This window comes from Arthrobacter sp. Leaf141, from assembly GCF_001424565.1.
Taxonomy (GTDB): domain Bacteria; phylum Actinomycetota; class Actinomycetes; order Actinomycetales; family Micrococcaceae; genus Arthrobacter.
In genome coordinates this window covers 55,698-71,039 of sequence record NZ_LMOL01000018.1, presented here as the reverse complement: position 1 = coordinate 71,039, position 15,342 = coordinate 55,698, and the positions used below count along the sequence as shown (strand labels likewise).

The following is a 15,342-nucleotide window of genomic DNA, read 5'->3' as shown; positions in this document are numbered from 1 at the left end:
CCACGCAGCCCTCGGAGGGCGACCACCCATCAGCAGATGTAACCAACCTGCTGGCTGAGTACAGCTAGGTCCGGACCGCGGGGCAACGCCGGCGCCGGCCTCAGCGGAGCCTGCGGTCCAGCCGCTGCTCCATGCGGTCCAGTGCCTGGGCAGCGGCGGCGGCTTCACGCAGGCTGCCGAATTCCCCTGCCAGCAGTGGGCCGGCGGCGTCCGCCTCGCAGGTGTCGCCGATGGCTTTGGCCGCGGCTATCCGGACCCGCTCCGTTCCGTCGGCCATCAGTTTGACCAGTTCGTCCGCGGCCTCCGGCAGGTCCCGGAGGCGGCAGACTTTTGCGCACATCTCCCGCACCCGCCAGTGGTCATCGGAAAGTCCGGACACCACGGCCGGCGCGGCCGTGGTGTCCCAGACGTAAAGCAAGGCCCGGGCGCCCCAGACCCGGAACCAGTACGCGTCCCAGCCAGGGGAGCCGCCCAGCAGTCGGATATCCCTCACCCCGTCCTTGCCGGCCCCGTCCAGACCAGCGTCGTCCGGACCAGCGTCGCCCGGGTCGGCGCCGGCCAGCAGGCCCGCCGCCCAGTCCACCACCTCATCCGCGCCGTAGCGCCGGACTGCCGATTCGATCAGGGCCTGCGGACGTTCCCTCATGCCCCGATCCTAGGGACCGGGGCCGGGAACGCAACTACTTTCCGTGCGGAACGATCACGGCCCGGGCGCTCAACTGCCCGTCCGCCAGCCTGCGGTAGGCGGCCAGCCCGTCCTCGAGGCTGAACGTCTCGATGTCCGGCACAATCTGGCCTGCCCGGTACATGTCCACCACCTCGTGAAGTTCCTCGATGGTGCCCCAGTAGGTGTTGGTGATGGTGGACTCGTACGGCGTGTTGAAGAAGGTCCACTCGTGGACTCCCCCGGCAATGCCCACCACGGTCAAGCGGCCGCCCTGCGCCATGGATCCGGTGGCAGTGGCGATGGTGGGCGTAACGCCAACAAAGTCGAAGGCCGCGTCAACGCCGCGCCCTCCGGTAATGGCGCGGATCCGCTCCACCTGTCCGGGACCGCCCGGGACGGTGATGGCGCCGGCAGCTTCCGCCTTGGCCATGGCCTCGGGTTTCATGTCCGTGGCGATCACCGTGGCGCCGGTCAGTGCCTTGAGGATCTGGACGGCGATCTGGCCCAGGCCGCCAAGTCCGACGACGAGCGCGAACCGGCCGCCACCCGCCAGGTTGGGCATGGCCTGCTTGATGGCGTGGTAGGGCGTCAGTGCGGCATCGGACAACGGGGCTGCAGCCACGGGATCCGCGTCGCCCAACGGAATCAGGTTCCGGACCGGCACGGTGACGTACTCCGCCATGCCGCCGTCGCGGCCCAGTCCGATGGCGAGGTAGGGGTTGGTGGCGGCGTTGGCACAATAGGTGTCCTGCCCCCGGGAGCAGGCCTTGCAGTGGCCGCAGCCAACGGGCCCGTACACCAGGTATGCGTCGCCGATCCCGATGCCGGAGACGCCGGGACCCACTTCCTCGACCCAGCCGGAGCTTTCGTGGCCCAGGACAAAGCCCTTTTTGATGTTGCCGGGGACCTCTGCGGTGAAGTCCTGGAAAATGCTGACGTCCGAGTGGCAGGCACCGGCGCCGGCCACCTTCAGCAGGACCTCGCCCGGGCCGGGCGTTGGCTTGGCCACGTCCGCCAGCACGGGAAACTGCTGCCATTCCTCAAAAACGATTGCGCGCATGTCGATGGTCTTTCTGTGTGGTTCAGGTCAGGGGGCGGTGCGGACCGCCCGGCTGCCGGAGCGTGCCGGGCAATCCGCAGGGGCTTTGGCGATCAGCGGGCGGTATAGCCGCCGTCGACCACAAGTTCGGAGCCGGTCATAAACGCAGCGTCGTCGCTGGCGGCGAACAGGATGACCGCTGCGACATCCTCGGGCCGGCCCAGCCGCGCCATCGGGGTGGTTTCCGTGAGCAACTGGCGGTCGGTGTCCCCCAGGATGGGCGTGTCAATGAATCCGGGGTGCACCGAGTTCACGCGGACGCCTTCCGTGGCCCAGCCGAGCGCCGTGTTTTTGGTCAGGGTGCGCACGGCGCCCTTGGCTGCGGCGTAGGCCGGGGACGTTCCGAAGCCGCCCACAATCCCGAACATGGAGGAGACGTTCACCACCGCGCCGTTGCCGGACTCCTTCAGGGCGGCCGATGCGGCCTTGACACCGAGGAACACGCTGGTCTGGGTCACGGCAACCACTTTGTTGTAGGTTTCCAGGCTGGTGACTTCAATGGCCTGGTTGTCGCCGATGCCGGCGTTATTAACCAGGACGTCCAGCCGGCCGAATTCCCGCAGGGTGAAGGCCACGGCGTCGGCCCAGCCGGCCTCGCTGGTGACGTCCAGGTGGATGGCCCGGGCATTGCCGCCGGCGGCCTCGATCCCGGCGACAACCTGCGCTGCGGGACCGTCCTGGACATCGGCGATGACCACCGAGCCACCTTCCGCCGCGAAACGTACCGCGGAAGCCCGGCCAATGCCGCTGGCCCCTCCGGTGATGATGCCGACGCGACCGTCAAAACGGGCCATGGTGCTTCCTTCCAGCCGATGGGCCGGACAACCGCCGGCCTCAGATATCTATCCAACACTTGTTGGATACTTGACACGCTACGCTCGGACTGGCGGTAAATCCACCGCTGGAGTCCGACATCACCCGGGAGTGTGACCTGCATGACATCGCCGCAGAAGGAGGGCGCCGCCTTGGCACCCGCGCTGGACCCCCGGGCTCAGCGCAGCAGGGAGCGCCTCGCCGCGGCCATCCTGGACCTTGCGGCGGACCACGACGCCGGATCGCTCACCGCTTCCCAGGTGGCCGCTGCTGCCGGGGTGAACAGGTCAACGTTCTACCAGCACGCCGCCTCACCGGTGGCGCTCCTCCATCAGGTGCTCTCGACGGAGCTGGACGCCCTGCGCTCCGGGAACCTTACAGCGACGGATAACGAACTGGGCGATGCGATCCGCGCAGTCACCGCAGGAGTGGTCCAGCACGTGGACCAGCACCGCAGGATCTACCGGCGCGGCCTGAACACCGACGCCGGTCCTGCCGGGCTGCACGCCATGCTGGGCGGGCACTTCGAGGCATCCGTGCGGCTGGTCCTCGAAAGCAGGGGCATCACCGTCAGCGCCCGGGACGGCCGCCGGGTTCCGGCGGCGATGGTGGCCCGCTTCATCGCTTACGGCGTGGTGGGTGCGTTCGAGTCGCGGTTGCTGGAGGATACGCCCCGGGCCGCCGGGGATTTCCTGGCGGACCTCAGCGAACTGCTGCCCGCGTGGTGGCCGATCGGCTGACAGGCCGGTGCCACCGCAGGCAGGGCGCTAAGCCAGCCGGGCCGCCAGGTAGGGTGCGGTCCGGGATGCTGCCGAACGGGCCACGTGGGCGGGGGTTCCGGCCGCAACAACCTGGCCGCCCGCGTCACCGCCGGCAGGTCCCATGTCGATCACCCAGTCGGCGGCGGCCGCCACGTCCATGTCGTGTTCCACCACAACAACGGTGTTCCCGGCATCCACCAGCTTGTGCAGCTGGGCCATCAGCAGCTGCACGTCAGCCGGGTGCAGCCCGGTGGTGGGCTCATCCAGGAGGTACAGGGTATTGCCCCGCTGGGCCCGCTGCAGTTCGGTGGCTAGCTTGATGCGCTGCGCCTCGCCGCCGGACAGCTCCGTGGCGGGCTGGCCCAGGCGAAGGTAGCCCAGCCCCACATCGCGCAGTGCCTGCAGGCTCCGCGCCGCAGCAGGGATGTCGGTGAGGAAACCGGCAGCGGCGTCCACCGTCATGCCCAGGACACCGGCCACCGTCTCGCCGCGGTACGTCACCTCAAGCGTCCCGGGGTTGAACCGCGTGCCGTGGCATTCCGGGCAAGGCCCATAGCTGCCGGGCAGGAACAAAAGCTCAACGGCCACAAAACCCTCACCCTCGCAGGTTTCGCACCGGCCACCGGCCACGTTGAAGGAAAACCGGCCGGCACCGTAACCGCGGGCACGGGCATCCTCCGTGGCGGCGAATTCACGGCGGACCGCGTCAAAGAGCCCCGTGTACGTGGCCAGGTTGGAGCGCGGGGTCCGCCCGATGGGCTTCTGGTCCACCGACACCAGACGGTCAATGCGGTCCAGTCCGGCCGCTGACAGCAGACCCTCGGCGGGCCCGTCATCAGCGTGCAGCCGGTGGCCCACAACGTCGGCCAGGACCTGGCTGACCAGCGTGGACTTGCCGGAGCCGGACAGGCCGGTGACGGCGGTCAGCACACCCAGCGGCACCTCGACGTCCAGCCCGCGGAGGTTGTTGCGGGTGACGCCGCGCAACTCAAGCCATTCCGAGGCATCCCGGCCGGCACCCGCGGCGCGCTGCTCCGCGGCGGTACCCGTTCCGGCGTCGGCCGTTGCTACTGCTTCCGCCGGAAACAGGAAAGGCCGCGTCACGGATGACGCTACGCCGGCCAGGCCGGCCACCGGCCCGCTGTACAGCACCTCGCCGCCGCCTTCCCCGGCCCGGGGTCCCACGTCCACCAGCCAGTCGGCCCTGCGGACCACATCCATGTTGTGCTCCACCACAAACACGGAATTGCCGGCCGCCTTGAGCTGCTCCAGGACCGCCTGAAGCGCTTCGGCGTCCGCCGGGTGCAGCCCTGCCGACGGTTCGTCCAGCACGTAGATCACGCCGAACAGGCCGGACCGGAGCTGGGTGGCGATCCGCAGCCGCTGCACCTCCCCCGGCGACAACGTGGGGGTTGCCCGGCCCAGGCCCAGGTAGCCGAGGCCCAGGTCCAGCAGGACCGTGACCCGCTGGAGCAGGTCACGGGTGATGGTCACCGCCACCTCGTTGGTTTCGCCGGTGCCCTGCCGGCGCGAGGCGGTCCCGGCGTCGTTCACGCGTGTGGTGGGGCGGATGATGTCCGCCAGTTCGGTCAGCGGCGCCGCGTTCAGTTCGGCGATGGTCCGGCCGGCGAAGGTGACGGCCATGGCTTCCGGGGTGAGGCCGCTGGCGCCGCAGACAGCGCACGGACCGGTCTGCATAAACCGCAGCGCCCGCTCACGCATGGTGTTGCTCTTTGAATCCGCCAGTGTATGCAGGACGTAGCTTTTGGCGCTCCAGAACCGGCCCTTGTACGGCTTGGCCACCCGGTCCCGCTGCGGCGTGATCTCCACAACGGGCTGCTCGGCGGTGAAGAGAATCCAGTCCCGGTCTTTTTTGGCCAGCTGCCGCCACGGGGTATCCACGTCGTAGCCCAAATGGATCAGGATGTCGCGGAGGTTTTTGCCCTGCCAGGCACCAGGCCAGGCAGCGATGGCGCCGTCGCGGATGCTCAGGGACCGGTCCGGGACCAGCGAGTCCTCGGTGACCGTGTGTGTGGTGCCCAGGCCATGGCATTCTGGGCACGCCCCGGCCGCGGTATTCGGGGAGAAGGCGTCCGAGTCCAGCGGACGGGCGCCGGCGGGGTACGTGCCTGCGCGGGAAAAAAGCATGCGCAGCGAGTTGGACAACGTGGTGACGGTACCCACCGTGGACCGGGCCGTGGCCGTCCCGCGGCGCTGCTGGAGCGCGACGGCGGGCGGCAGGCCCGTGATCATTTCCACCTTGGGATTGTGGCCCTGCTGGATCAGGCGCCGCGCGTAGGGCGCAACAGATTCAAAGTAGCGGCGCTGCGCCTCGGCGTAGATGGTACCGAAAGCCAACGAGGACTTGCCGGAACCCGAAACACCTGTGAAGGCAACAATCGCGTCCCGCGGAACGGCGACATCCACGTTGCGGAGGTTGTTTTCCCGGGCTCCCCGGACAGTGACGAAGCCGGCAGTGGCCTGGTTGTCAGCCGGCAACTGTCCGGCGTCGCGGGAAAGGTCAGCTGCTTGAACGGTCTGCATCTATGCGGGTTCCTCCGGCATCCGCCGGCGGTGCGGCGGATGCTGTTGATTGGTCCTGGCTGTCCACTGTATCGCCGGTCAGGAGCCCCCAGCGACGCAAGTCCCCCTGACGGCCCGCCCCATTGGCATGCCGGCTGTCCAACCACGTGAGGGATGCCTTGCCGGTACACGTTCCAGCAGGGCCTCCCACACATTCCCGGAGGGGTGTTGACTGGGGAGCAGGCTAGCCGGCCTGCAACGTTCGACGAAGGAGAGACGATGCACACAAGGACACTGGGCCAGGGCCTCGAGGTTTCTGCACTGGGGCTGGGCTGCATGGGCATGTCGCAAAGCTACGGCCCCAACCCCGGGGACCGCGCCGGGATGATCGCAGTACTGCGCGGCGCCGTGGACCTTGGGGTCACTTTTTTCGACACCGCCGAGGTCTACGGGCCTTTTGTCAACGAGGAACTGGTGGGTGAGGCGCTGGAACCGGTCCGGGACCAGGTTGTCATTGCCACAAAGTTCGGCTGGCGGATCGAAGCCGGCAGATCCGTGGGGCTGGACAGCACGCCTGGGCGAATCAGGCAGGTGGCGGAGGAGTCCCTGCGCCGGCTGAGGGTGGACTGCCTCGATCTGTTCTACCAGCACCGGGTGGACCCCGATGTACCCATCGAGGACGTTGCCGGTACCGTGGCCGAACTCGTCCAGGCGGGCAAAGTCCGTCATTTTGGCCTTTCCGAAGCCTCGGCTGCCACCATCCGCGCCGCCCACGCAGTCTTCCCCGTCACCGCAGTGCAAAGCGAGTATTCGCTGTGGACCCGCGACCCGGAGCCGGAAGTCCTGCCCACGCTGGCGGAACTGGGCATCGGGTTTGTTCCGTTCAGCCCCCTGGGCAAGGGATTCCTCACGGGTACCGTTGACGCAGCCACCGAGTTTTCCACCGATGACGTCCGGAACACCATCCCACGGTTCACCAGCGGCAACCGGACCGCCAACCACACACTGGTGGACCACGTAACTGCGCTCGCCGCCGTCAGGGGCGCCACCCCCGGGCAGGTTGCGTTGGCCTGGCTGCTGGCGCAGCAGCCGTGGATCGTGCCCATCCCGGGAACCCGCCGTCGTGGGCGCCTGGTGGAAAATGCTGCCGCCACCGCCCTGGCGCTGTCCGCTGATGAGGTGGCAGACCTTAACGGCGTGGCCCGCCGGATCGGGGTGCAGGGCAACCGGTACAACGACACCCACCTGGGCCTGGTGGGCCGCTAGCCACTCCCCGGACCTGCCTCAAGCCGCTGAGCAGGGGCGATCTTGATCAAAGACTTGGTAAAACGCTGGCTGATTCCTGATGGTTGTGCGGCACCATCGAGGCAACGAGACCGCCAGGAGGGCTGCCATGCCAAGCGACCAGCACCCGCCGGTAGCCGGCCACACCGGCGACGGGGACCCTGCAACACCGCTGCCCGGCACCCTGGTGATCAGCACGTGGCACGAACCGCAGGGGTTCCGCGCACGGCTGACGTTCAGCACGGATCCCGACGGTGAACCCCGGACCCTCTACAGTGCCGACACCGCTGAGGTGCTGCGAACGGTGGGGCAATGGCTTGCGGGCCAGGCCACGGCCCGCGGGGATACCTGAGCTGCACGGCCGGCAGGCAGCACTTATGAGATGTCGGCAATAAGGCGCCCCAGGGCAGCCGATGGCGCCAGGCCCAGATCGGCCTTTAACTTTGCCCGGTACACCCTGAATGCCTGCAGGGCGGCGGCGTTGTTGCCCTGCAGCTTCTCCGCGCGGATGAGCAAACCCACGGCGCTCTCGTACAGGGGTTCCAGTTCGAGGGCGGCCTCGGAGGCTTCCAGCGCCGACTCGAAATCCCCGTGGGCCAGCGTCTCGCGGGCGATGATCTGGAAGGCGTGCAGCCGGTCGTGCCGCAGCCTGCTTTGTTCAAAAAGCACCCAGTCGTCGTACCAGCCGGGGAGCAGGTCCGCCCCGCGCAGCTGGTGCAGACTGGCGGCTGCGTTGCCGTTGACTCCCGAACGGCCCAGCTCCAGAATCTGCGCACGCACCCGGTGCAGGTCGACGTCGACCCCTTTGCTCAGCGACAGCACCCGGCCGCCGTTGACCAGCAGGCCTGGCGCCTGCCGCGAAACCAGGTGCACACTCACCCGGAGGCTCTCCAGGGCCCGCGACTCGCGGCATTCCGGCCAGAGCAGGCCCACCAGATACGGGCGGGGACGCGGCCCGCAGATGGCCAGGGCGGTAACGAGCCGCTGCTGGCGGACTGCGAGGTGCACCTCCGTGGTGTCGCAGCGCAGCTGCCAGGCCTGCAGGAGGTCCAGACAATAGCCAGGGATGTCGTCGCCGTTGCCCATGGGTACCCCCAAACAATCCGGCGTGGTTGGAAGGGCCGGATCCGTTGTAGCAACGACTTTTCTCCGCCGGGGGGCGCCCTGTCAATGGTCTCTATTAACTCTCCGCGTGTCGCGGTAAGGCCCGCCCTTGGCTACCAATACATTAAGGCCGTGGTGCCGCTGCCGCCGGACCAGTAAAGGCGGACCCGCACCACATATTTCCGGTTCTGGAACAGCTTGACTGACACCTGGGCATTGCGTTCTTCGCCGCTGTCGTCGTCTCCGGCCAAGAAACGGAGTTGCCCATCCACCTCCTCAAAAAGAACCAGTACGGCATCGGCGTTGCCGAAAGTGCCGATTGTGTACGTCCTGGACTCGGACGGCTCGATGCGGAAATTTGCCTGGTCGCCCGGGCCAAGCGTCAGCGGGACGGACGCGAATGGTTCGAGGCGGGCGAAGCCGTTCTCAATGGTGGGATAGAACTTCAGGATCCACTCCTTGTCCGCCGGGGACAGCCCGCCCGGCGGCCGCAGCCCCTCGTGGTACTTCGCCGGCTGGACAATCAGGCCGGCCGGAAACCAGTATTCCATGACGGAGTCAGGGTCCCAGTTGGAGCCTTCAACCTCTGCGGCGTCGATTTTCCGCAGCACGTTGTTGAAGGTCTGGTCCCTGGACCAGAAGTTGGGGCTGCCGCCGAAGTACTGGTAAACCTTCGGTTCGTCCCAAACGATGCCGGTGAAGGGGTTCTGGTGCTCGTGGGGCATGCCCAGGGTGTGGCCGATCTCGTGCAACGCCGTGGTGCGGCCATAGTCGGTGGTCAAATCCCAGCCGAAGTTCATGGTGGCCTGTGCCATCCCGATCGACAGGACGTCGGTACCCACGTAGGACCACGACCCGTCGTTTTGGGCGAACCCGATCCTGACCTCCGACTCGCTCCGGTCCTGCACCTCCCGGAACTCGAGGCCGATCCCGAGGTTCTTCCACTCGGTGAACGCCTTGCGGACTGCCTCCTGCTGCGCTTCGGGTCCGCCCTGGAAGCAGTAGTGCAGGATGGTCCCGTTGACCCATTTGGTGGCGAATGTCCGGATGAGCTCCATCCGGTCCCCGGGCAAGCCGGGCGGCATCGGCCGGGGAATCCGTGCTTTGACGCTGCAAACCGGGGGCACATCCTGTTTAGCCATGGTCTTCTCCTTGAATCCTGGGTGGCGCGGGACCCCGCCACCCGCTGCCGAGCGGGCTCAGCAGCAGCTGCTGAAGATCGGGCGGTGGACCGGCAACCCCGCGGCCGCCGGTCCACCGCCCGTTACGGAACAGGCCATCAGCGCCGGAGCCGGCCGCTCATCACGTGACGTAAACCCACGGCACGCCCAGGTAGTTGGCGTTCCCGTCGCTGAAGTTCAGCTGGGCGTGGGAGCCGCCGCCGCGTGCATAAACGTACAGGGACGCGCTGGCACGCAGGTAGGCCTGGTCCGCGCCGAGCAGGTCCGAGTAGTACATGGTCCGCCAGCCGTCGAACCGGTCGTTGACGTTGATGTTGTCATCGGAGATATCCAGCACGTTGGTGGAGCCGGTAGCCTTGTAGTTGTATTGGTAGCCGACGGCGGACAGGTCGATCCTGACTTTTGCCTCCTTGGAGTCCCAGAAGCCGTCGTCAGAGCGGACAATGTGGAAGCCGTTGAACGGGATGTAGATGGTGTGGGCGTAGTTGCGGTTTTCCGGTGCACGGAACGTGAACCACCAGTCAATGTAGACAGTGAACGATCCCGCCCCCGTTCCAAACAGGCCGGAACCGGACCCACTGGCCGACAGCCAGGTGTCGAGCTGCCCCGGGTTGTAGCCCTGCCAGTACACGGTTCCGTCTGATCCGTGGAGGGTGGCGTAGTACGGCGTCAGCCATCCCACGGCCGCAGCCCCTGCACCCAGGCTCCCCTGCCCGGCGCCCGGATGCAGTCCCGTGCCGGTGGCCAGCGGTTCGGCCTCCGCCATCTCCCGGCGCATGTCGCCGGCCAGCTTTTCCGTCTGGGCCGTTTGGTCCTCGTTGTAAGTGTCCTGGTTCTGCAGGACGGCCGCGATGTCCTTGGGCAGGCTTTCGCGCAGATCCGACAGCCGCTGCTGCCCGGTCCGCTCAATCTGCTGCAGCCGGTCGGCCTGGGTCTTCTGCAGGCCCACAACCTCCTCGCGCCGCGCAGCGACAAGCTGCTCCAGGACCCTGTCGGTCTCGGTTGTTATCTTTTCCATGGTGCATCCTTCGTTGATTGCCATGGGGAGCAGTCCGCAAGCAGCGCCCCCCGGACCAGAGACCGGTGCCGCCACCATATGAAGGCGGGTGTTACTGCGCCGTTATCAGGGATCGCGCCGGCGGGCGGCCTGAAACCCGGTAACGCTGCGATAACGCCGCACCACTACCGTGCGAAGTGCATCGTGCAGCGGCTGCGGCGGAAAGCCTGCAGTTTGGCGCACGGCGCGATGCTCAACCGCGCTGGGACGGTCAGGGTAAACCGGGTCGAAGGATCCGGCCGTCCATAGCGGAGTTGTTGAGAGAGGTTTGGACATGCCAAGTCCATTTGTGGGTGAAGTCTTCACTTTCGGGAATCCTGATGGCTCGGAAGTGACCCTGCGGGGGTGGGGAAACCAGTTTGAGGCCGTCTTCGAGACACTCGACGGCTACACAGTGGTCCAGGCCGCTGACGGCTACTTTGAATATGCAACACCGGAAGGTGGCGGCGAATCCCTGGTTGCCGGTGGCAGCCGGGTGGGAACCGTGGATCCGGAAACCCTCGCCATCCCCAAACACCTGCGGGTCACCCGCGTGGCAAGCCGCATCCGGGCCGGCCAGGCCCGCAGCGCCATGGGGCCCGTCCCCCGGTGGATGCAGCGGCGGCAGGAAGAACAGGCGCGCCGCAACGCGCAGCAGCCGCCGGGACTGCAGCAGGAAGCCGGGCCGGACGGGCCTGGTGCTGCGCCGCCGTCGGGCAGCACCACAGGCGACTACCTGGGCCTGGTCCTGCTCATTGATTTCTCCGACTTCCCCCAGTCCATCAGCCGGCAGGAAGTGGATGACTTCTGCAACAAGGCCGGCTACTCCGGCTTCGGGAACAACGGGTCGGCCTTTGACTACTTCCGGGACGTATCTGATGGAAAGCTCCGGTACCGGAACCACGTGGCCGCCTACTACCGGGCAGCCCACGCACGCACCTACTACACGGATCCTGCCGTCGCCTATGGCACCCGCGCGCAGGAACTGATCCGGGAAGCCCTGGACAGCCTGGTGGCCAGCGGTTTCGACTTCTCGCACCTCACCGTTGACTCCGGAAACTTCATCCAGGCGCTGAGCGTCTTCTACGCCGGGAGCAGGTCCAACGCCTGGTCGCAGGGCCTGTGGCCCCACTCATGGGCGCTCGCCAGCACGTACTCCGTGGGCGGCGGCCGCCGGTTCTCCGACTACCAGATCACCGATCTCGGCAGCCAGCTGACCCTGCGGACCTTCTGCCACGAGAACGGGCACATGGTGTGCGATTTCCCGGATCTCTACGATTACGACGCCGTTAATGTGGGAAACGGCATCGGGCACTACTCGCTGATGTGCTTCGGTGGCCAGGACAAAAACCCCACCCAGGTGGAGGCCTACCTCAAGCACGCCGCCGGATGGTCCTCCAACGTCACCACCCTTGCCGCCGGTACCACTACCACCGTCGAGGCCGGCAGGAACGACTTCCTGATCCACGCCAGGAACGCCGCCGAGTACTTCATTATCGAAAACCGGCAGCAGTCCGGCCGGGACGCGGCGCTTCCCGACGCCGGCCTGGCCATCTGGCATGTCGACGTGAACGGCAACAACAGCAACGAACAAATGACGGCGGCCAAGCACTACGAGTGTTCGCTGGAACAGGCCGACAACCGGTTCGACCTTGAGCGCAGGGTCAACGGCGGCGACGTTGAGGACCTGTACGGCGGGGCGGCGGCCACGTTCGGCCCTGCAACAACCCCGGCCAGCAACTGGTGGGACGGCACCGCCTCCGGCCTGGACATTGAGCAGGTCTCCGCCGTGGGCGCCGCCATGACCGTCAAAACCAGGGCTACGGGGGCGCAGTGGTACTCCGCCCTGGCGGTTGACAGCGTGTTCACCACCCACCATGGCCAGAACGGCTGGGCAAGCCTCTCCGGCCTCGGCTGGCGCAAGATCCAGACCGGAGCCCCGGACGGCGTCACCAACATGCTGGCCGTCTTCACCGTGGCACGCAGCAAAAACCTGAGAGTCACTGTCAACGCCGACACCACCACCGTCTTCCAGACCTATCTCTGACCCGCCCACCTACGCAGAGGAACCAACCGACCATGTGGACCCTGATCAACCAGATTTTCACCACCCACCATGCCCAGAACGCCTGGGCCCTTCTCGCCGTGGACGGCGCCTGGCACAAGATCCTGCCCAACGCCGCCGACGGCGTGACCAACGTGCATCTGCTGCTCATCACTGCGAGGGCAAACGGCAAGCAGGCCTACGTTGTGCTGGACGCAGCCAAAAACATCACCCAGGTTTACTTGTAGCCGACGGGGGAACTCCGATGCCCAACGACATCACGATCAATATCTCCCTGGACCCGGCGGCCAGCGTCAAGGGCGCCGGCGACGCGGGGGCCGCACCGGCACCCGCCTCGATCGGGGGCCCAGGCACCTCCGGCGCGGCGGCGGCCGACGCGCAGGATCCGGGCGGGGCACCCGCTCCGCTCCCCCTGGACCAGCTGCCTGCCGGCTCGTCCGGCTCGTCCGGCGACGCGGAGGCGCCCGCGCCGGCACCGCCAGGGTCCTTCGGACCGGCAGCCGACGAAGCGCCGGGGCCGTCGCCGCTTGTGGACCTGCCACCGGAAAGCGGCAGCCGCAGCCGGGCAAAGGCCAAGTAGCTCACGCCTGTCATTGCGAGGAGGGAACGTCCGTGCCCCTGCCACCCCGGCCTGGCCTGGTTTCGGTTTCAGGCCACACATTCCTTACCGATGTGGTGCCTGATGTCTTCGATCAGCGCGACCTCGAGTACCGCCCGCGACTGCAACCGCTGCCCCATGCAATGGACGCCCGGCCCGGGCAGCACTTTGTCCTGACCCAAGTGGGAAGCTCCTGCACGGGACACGCGGTTGCTGCCATGATCAACACGGTCCTCGCCGCAGGACCGGACCCCATCCGGGTCAGCCCCTACATGATCTACAGCCTGGCACGCCGCTACGACGAGTTTGCCGGCGACGGCGACGAGGGCTCCTCCCTGCGCGGCGCGCTCAAAGGCTGGTTTTACCACGGGGTGCTCCCGGAACAGGACTGGCCATCCCTGGCCGCGGATCCACAGATCGACCTGCACCCGGACCTGGCCGCAAAGGCCCTGCAACATCCGCTGGGTGCGTTTTACCGGGTCAACGCCTTCCGGCTGGACGACATGCAGTCGGCCATCACGGAGCTCAACGCGGTGGCGGCGTCCGCCAGGGTCCACTCCGGCTGGCTTAACCCAACGCTGGAACACCGCGACGACGGAACCAGCTATTACCGCATCAGCCGGCCCGACAAAGTGGACCAGCTGGGCGGCCACGCCTTCTCGATCGTCGGATACAACGACGTTGGCTTCCTGGTGCAGAACAGCTGGGGAAAGAACTGGGGCGGCCACGGCTTTGCCACCCTGCCCTATGAGGACTGGCTCACCTCCGCTTACGACGCCTGGGTTGCCCGGCCGGGCGTTCCGTCGGTGCTCAACCTGCATGGCGTAACCAAGGTGGTCACAGCGACCACAGGCGGCCTCGCGCAGGGGCCCGGACCTGACCTGGAACGGCTCAAGGACCATGTGGTTAACCTGGGCAACGAAGGGCGGCTCTCCACCAGCGGGCGTTTCATCAGCACCGGCGGGCAGATTGACCGGATCTTCCAGGCAATGGCCGCCAGCCATTCAGCCTGGCAGCAGGCCGCTGCCGGCGGCGCCGACGCGGTGCCACGGCGGATCGTTTTCTACGCGCACGGCGGACTCGTGGACGAGGAAGGCGGACTGCGGGTGGCGCAGGCCCAGCTCAACTGGTGGCTGAACAACAGGGTCTACCCAGTGAGCTTCGCCTGGCAAAGCGGCCCGATCGAAACCCTCACTAACCACCTCCGGGACGTCACCGGCGGCCTGATTCCCTTCGGCGGGCTTGGCTTCGACCTGGTGGAACAGGTGGACCGGCTGGTCGAAAAAATCGCGCACTCCCGGCTCGCCTGGATGTGGGCCGAAATGAAGGAAAACGCCACCAGGTCATCCGGGAACCTGCCTGGTCCCGTCTCCTGGAATCCGGTGGACAGTGCCGCCATGGAGAACCTGCCGGGGGCTTCGCTGGTGGTCAGCAGGCTCCGGGCCTACCTTGACGAAGTGGCCCCGGTGCCCGTGGAGGTGCATCTGGTGGCCCACAGTGCCGGCGCCATCTTCACGGCCCATATGCTGGCCCGGCTCCAGGCGGAGCAGATACCGGTGGCATCCCTGTGCTGGCTGGGACCTGCCATCCGGATCGATGACTTCGAAAGGCTGGTGATGCCGGCGCTGCAGACCCATCAGGTGGAAAAGTTCACCTCTTTTGGGCTGAGCGAGGCTTCCGAACTGGACGATGTGGTGGGCGCCGGTCCCCTGAACATCTACCAGAAGTCCCTGCTTTACCTGGTTTCCCGAGGACTGGAAAGCGGCGGTGAAACGCCGTTGGTGGGGCTGCAGCGCCACGTCAGCGAATCGGCATCCCTCACCGCACTGGCCAGGGACCGCCTTGCGAAGTTCTTCTGGTCACCCAGCCAGAACCCGGTGAGCGGACGGACCAGCGCCACCACCCACGGCGGACTGGACGAGGACATGTTCACCATGACCTCGGTGCTGCTGCAGATCCTGGGAACATCTGCCGTCACCACCAGGACAACGTTCCGGCCCTTTACAGCACTCGACAGTCCCGGCGCTTCGGGAGCAGCCGCCTCCGACGTCCAAACCGTTAATGTCCAGCAGGCGGGTGCCGTCCCCGTCACCCGAACGGGCCACCAGCAAACTGCGGATGACCCGCCCGAATAAACGGCGAGGTTCTCTCCGCCTAAGGAAAAGCATTCGGGAAAGCGAGTAGCGCACCCGAAAATTGCCGCCAATTCGA

The 15,342-nt window shown here is 66.9% G+C and carries 14 protein-coding genes; 7 read left to right on the top strand and 7 right to left on the bottom strand.

The annotated features are described in order from the left end of the window. Window positions 1-100: 100 nt before the first annotated feature. From ASF72_RS14080 to ASF72_RS14070, 3 genes are all read right to left on the bottom strand, one after another. Complete coding sequence (locus tag ASF72_RS14080) at window positions 101-646, bottom strand: HEAT repeat domain-containing protein (RefSeq protein WP_056599888.1); 546 nt, start codon at window positions 644-646, stop codon at window positions 101-103. A 34-nt stretch (window positions 647-680) separates the two neighbouring features. Then, on the bottom strand, window positions 681-1,727 hold the full coding sequence (locus tag ASF72_RS14075) for an NAD(P)-dependent alcohol dehydrogenase (protein ID WP_050685171.1): 1,047 nt from the start codon (window positions 1,725-1,727) through the stop codon (window positions 681-683). A 92-nt stretch (window positions 1,728-1,819) separates the two neighbouring features. Then, window positions 1,820-2,560 carry an SDR family NAD(P)-dependent oxidoreductase gene (locus ASF72_RS14070; protein WP_056599885.1) on the bottom strand — a complete coding sequence of 247 codons (741 nt, stop codon included), beginning with the start codon at window positions 2,558-2,560 and terminating at the stop codon, window positions 1,820-1,822. A gap of 141 nt (window positions 2,561-2,701) precedes the next feature. On the opposite strand from ASF72_RS14070, the gene ASF72_RS14065 reads away from it, so the two are divergent. Beyond that, on the top strand, window positions 2,702-3,319 hold the full coding sequence (locus ASF72_RS14065) for a TetR/AcrR family transcriptional regulator (protein WP_050685173.1): 618 nt from the start codon (window positions 2,702-2,704) through the stop codon (window positions 3,317-3,319). A 27-nt stretch (window positions 3,320-3,346) separates the two neighbouring features. On the opposite strand, the gene ASF72_RS14060 is transcribed toward ASF72_RS14065, so the two are convergent. Further along, window positions 3,347-5,884, bottom strand: a complete 2,538-nt coding sequence (locus tag ASF72_RS14060) for an excinuclease ABC subunit UvrA (RefSeq protein ID WP_056599882.1) — start codon at window positions 5,882-5,884, stop codon at window positions 3,347-3,349. Between the two features lie 258 nt (window positions 5,885-6,142). On the opposite strand from ASF72_RS14060, the gene ASF72_RS14055 reads away from it, so the two are divergent. Both ASF72_RS14055 and ASF72_RS14050 read left to right on the top strand, forming a co-directional pair. After that, a complete protein-coding gene (locus tag ASF72_RS14055) occupies window positions 6,143-7,129 on the top strand; it encodes an aldo/keto reductase (RefSeq protein ID WP_050685175.1) in 987 nt (328 codons plus the stop codon). A 127-nt stretch (window positions 7,130-7,256) separates the two neighbouring features. Continuing rightward, entirely contained in the window at window positions 7,257-7,499 is a 243-nt protein-coding gene (locus ASF72_RS14050) for a hypothetical protein (RefSeq protein ID WP_056599881.1), read from the top strand. A gap of 23 nt (window positions 7,500-7,522) precedes the next feature. On the opposite strand, the gene ASF72_RS14045 is transcribed toward ASF72_RS14050, so the two are convergent. The 3 genes from ASF72_RS14045 to ASF72_RS14035 form a co-directional block, all read right to left on the bottom strand. Further along, window positions 7,523-8,233, bottom strand: coding sequence for an AfsR/SARP family transcriptional regulator (locus tag ASF72_RS14045; RefSeq protein ID WP_050685177.1), 711 nt, complete (start codon window positions 8,231-8,233; stop codon window positions 7,523-7,525). A gap of 131 nt (window positions 8,234-8,364) precedes the next feature. After that, entirely contained in the window at window positions 8,365-9,393 is a 1,029-nt protein-coding gene (locus tag ASF72_RS14040) for a M12 family metallopeptidase (protein WP_050685178.1), read from the bottom strand. Window positions 9,394-9,553: 160 nt separating this feature from the next. Beyond that, window positions 9,554-10,450 (bottom strand): hypothetical protein, encoded by an 897-nt coding sequence (locus ASF72_RS14035; RefSeq protein WP_050685179.1) that lies wholly within the window; start codon window positions 10,448-10,450, stop codon window positions 9,554-9,556. Window positions 10,451-10,763: 313 nt separating this feature from the next. On the opposite strand from ASF72_RS14035, the gene ASF72_RS14030 reads away from it, so the two are divergent. Genes ASF72_RS14030 through ASF72_RS14015 form a run of 4 tightly spaced genes read left to right on the top strand, consistent with a single transcriptional unit; the run spans window position 10,764 to window position 15,266 of the window. Next, window positions 10,764-12,515: a M6 family metalloprotease domain-containing protein gene (locus ASF72_RS14030; RefSeq protein ID WP_050685180.1), complete on the top strand. Its 1,752-nt coding sequence runs from the start codon at window positions 10,764-10,766 to the stop codon at window positions 12,513-12,515. Window positions 12,516-12,547: 32 nt separating this feature from the next. Then, on the top strand, window positions 12,548-12,760 hold the full coding sequence (locus ASF72_RS14025) for a hypothetical protein (protein WP_056599878.1): 213 nt from the start codon (window positions 12,548-12,550) through the stop codon (window positions 12,758-12,760). A gap of 17 nt (window positions 12,761-12,777) precedes the next feature. Further along, a complete protein-coding gene (locus ASF72_RS14020; RefSeq protein WP_056599875.1) occupies window positions 12,778-13,113 on the top strand; it encodes a hypothetical protein in 336 nt (111 codons plus the stop codon). A 32-nt stretch (window positions 13,114-13,145) separates the two neighbouring features. Then, window positions 13,146-15,266: a C1 family peptidase gene (locus ASF72_RS14015; RefSeq protein ID WP_056599874.1), complete on the top strand. Its 2,121-nt coding sequence runs from the start codon at window positions 13,146-13,148 to the stop codon at window positions 15,264-15,266. Window positions 15,267-15,342 lie beyond the last annotated feature (76 nt).

Bases quoted from the DNA above. Each gene is read 5' to 3' on its own strand.
- ASF72_RS14080 (WP_056599888.1), bottom strand. From the start codon at position 646: ATGAGGGAACGTCCGCAGGCCCTGATCGAATCGGCAGTCCGGCGCTAC.
- ASF72_RS14075 (WP_050685171.1), bottom strand. From the start codon at position 1,727: ATGCGCGCAATCGTTTTTGAGGAATGGCAGCAGTTTCCCGTGCTGGCG.
- ASF72_RS14070 (WP_056599885.1), bottom strand. From the start codon at position 2,560: ATGGCCCGTTTTGACGGTCGCGTCGGCATCATCACCGGAGGGGCCAGC.
- ASF72_RS14065 (WP_050685173.1), top strand. From the start codon at position 2,702: ATGACATCGCCGCAGAAGGAGGGCGCCGCCTTGGCACCCGCGCTGGAC.
- ASF72_RS14060 (WP_056599882.1), bottom strand. From the start codon at position 5,884: ATGCAGACCGTTCAAGCAGCTGACCTTTCCCGCGACGCCGGACAGTTG.
- ASF72_RS14055 (WP_050685175.1), top strand. From the start codon at position 6,143: ATGCACACAAGGACACTGGGCCAGGGCCTCGAGGTTTCTGCACTGGGG.
- ASF72_RS14050 (WP_056599881.1), top strand. From the start codon at position 7,257: ATGCCAAGCGACCAGCACCCGCCGGTAGCCGGCCACACCGGCGACGGG.
- ASF72_RS14045 (WP_050685177.1), bottom strand. From the start codon at position 8,233: ATGGGCAACGGCGACGACATCCCTGGCTATTGTCTGGACCTCCTGCAG.
- ASF72_RS14040 (WP_050685178.1), bottom strand. From the start codon at position 9,393: ATGGCTAAACAGGATGTGCCCCCGGTTTGCAGCGTCAAAGCACGGATT.
- ASF72_RS14035 (WP_050685179.1), bottom strand. From the start codon at position 10,450: ATGGAAAAGATAACAACCGAGACCGACAGGGTCCTGGAGCAGCTTGTC.
- ASF72_RS14030 (WP_050685180.1), top strand. From the start codon at position 10,764: ATGCCAAGTCCATTTGTGGGTGAAGTCTTCACTTTCGGGAATCCTGAT.
- ASF72_RS14025 (WP_056599878.1), top strand. From the start codon at position 12,548: ATGTGGACCCTGATCAACCAGATTTTCACCACCCACCATGCCCAGAAC.
- ASF72_RS14020 (WP_056599875.1), top strand. From the start codon at position 12,778: ATGCCCAACGACATCACGATCAATATCTCCCTGGACCCGGCGGCCAGC.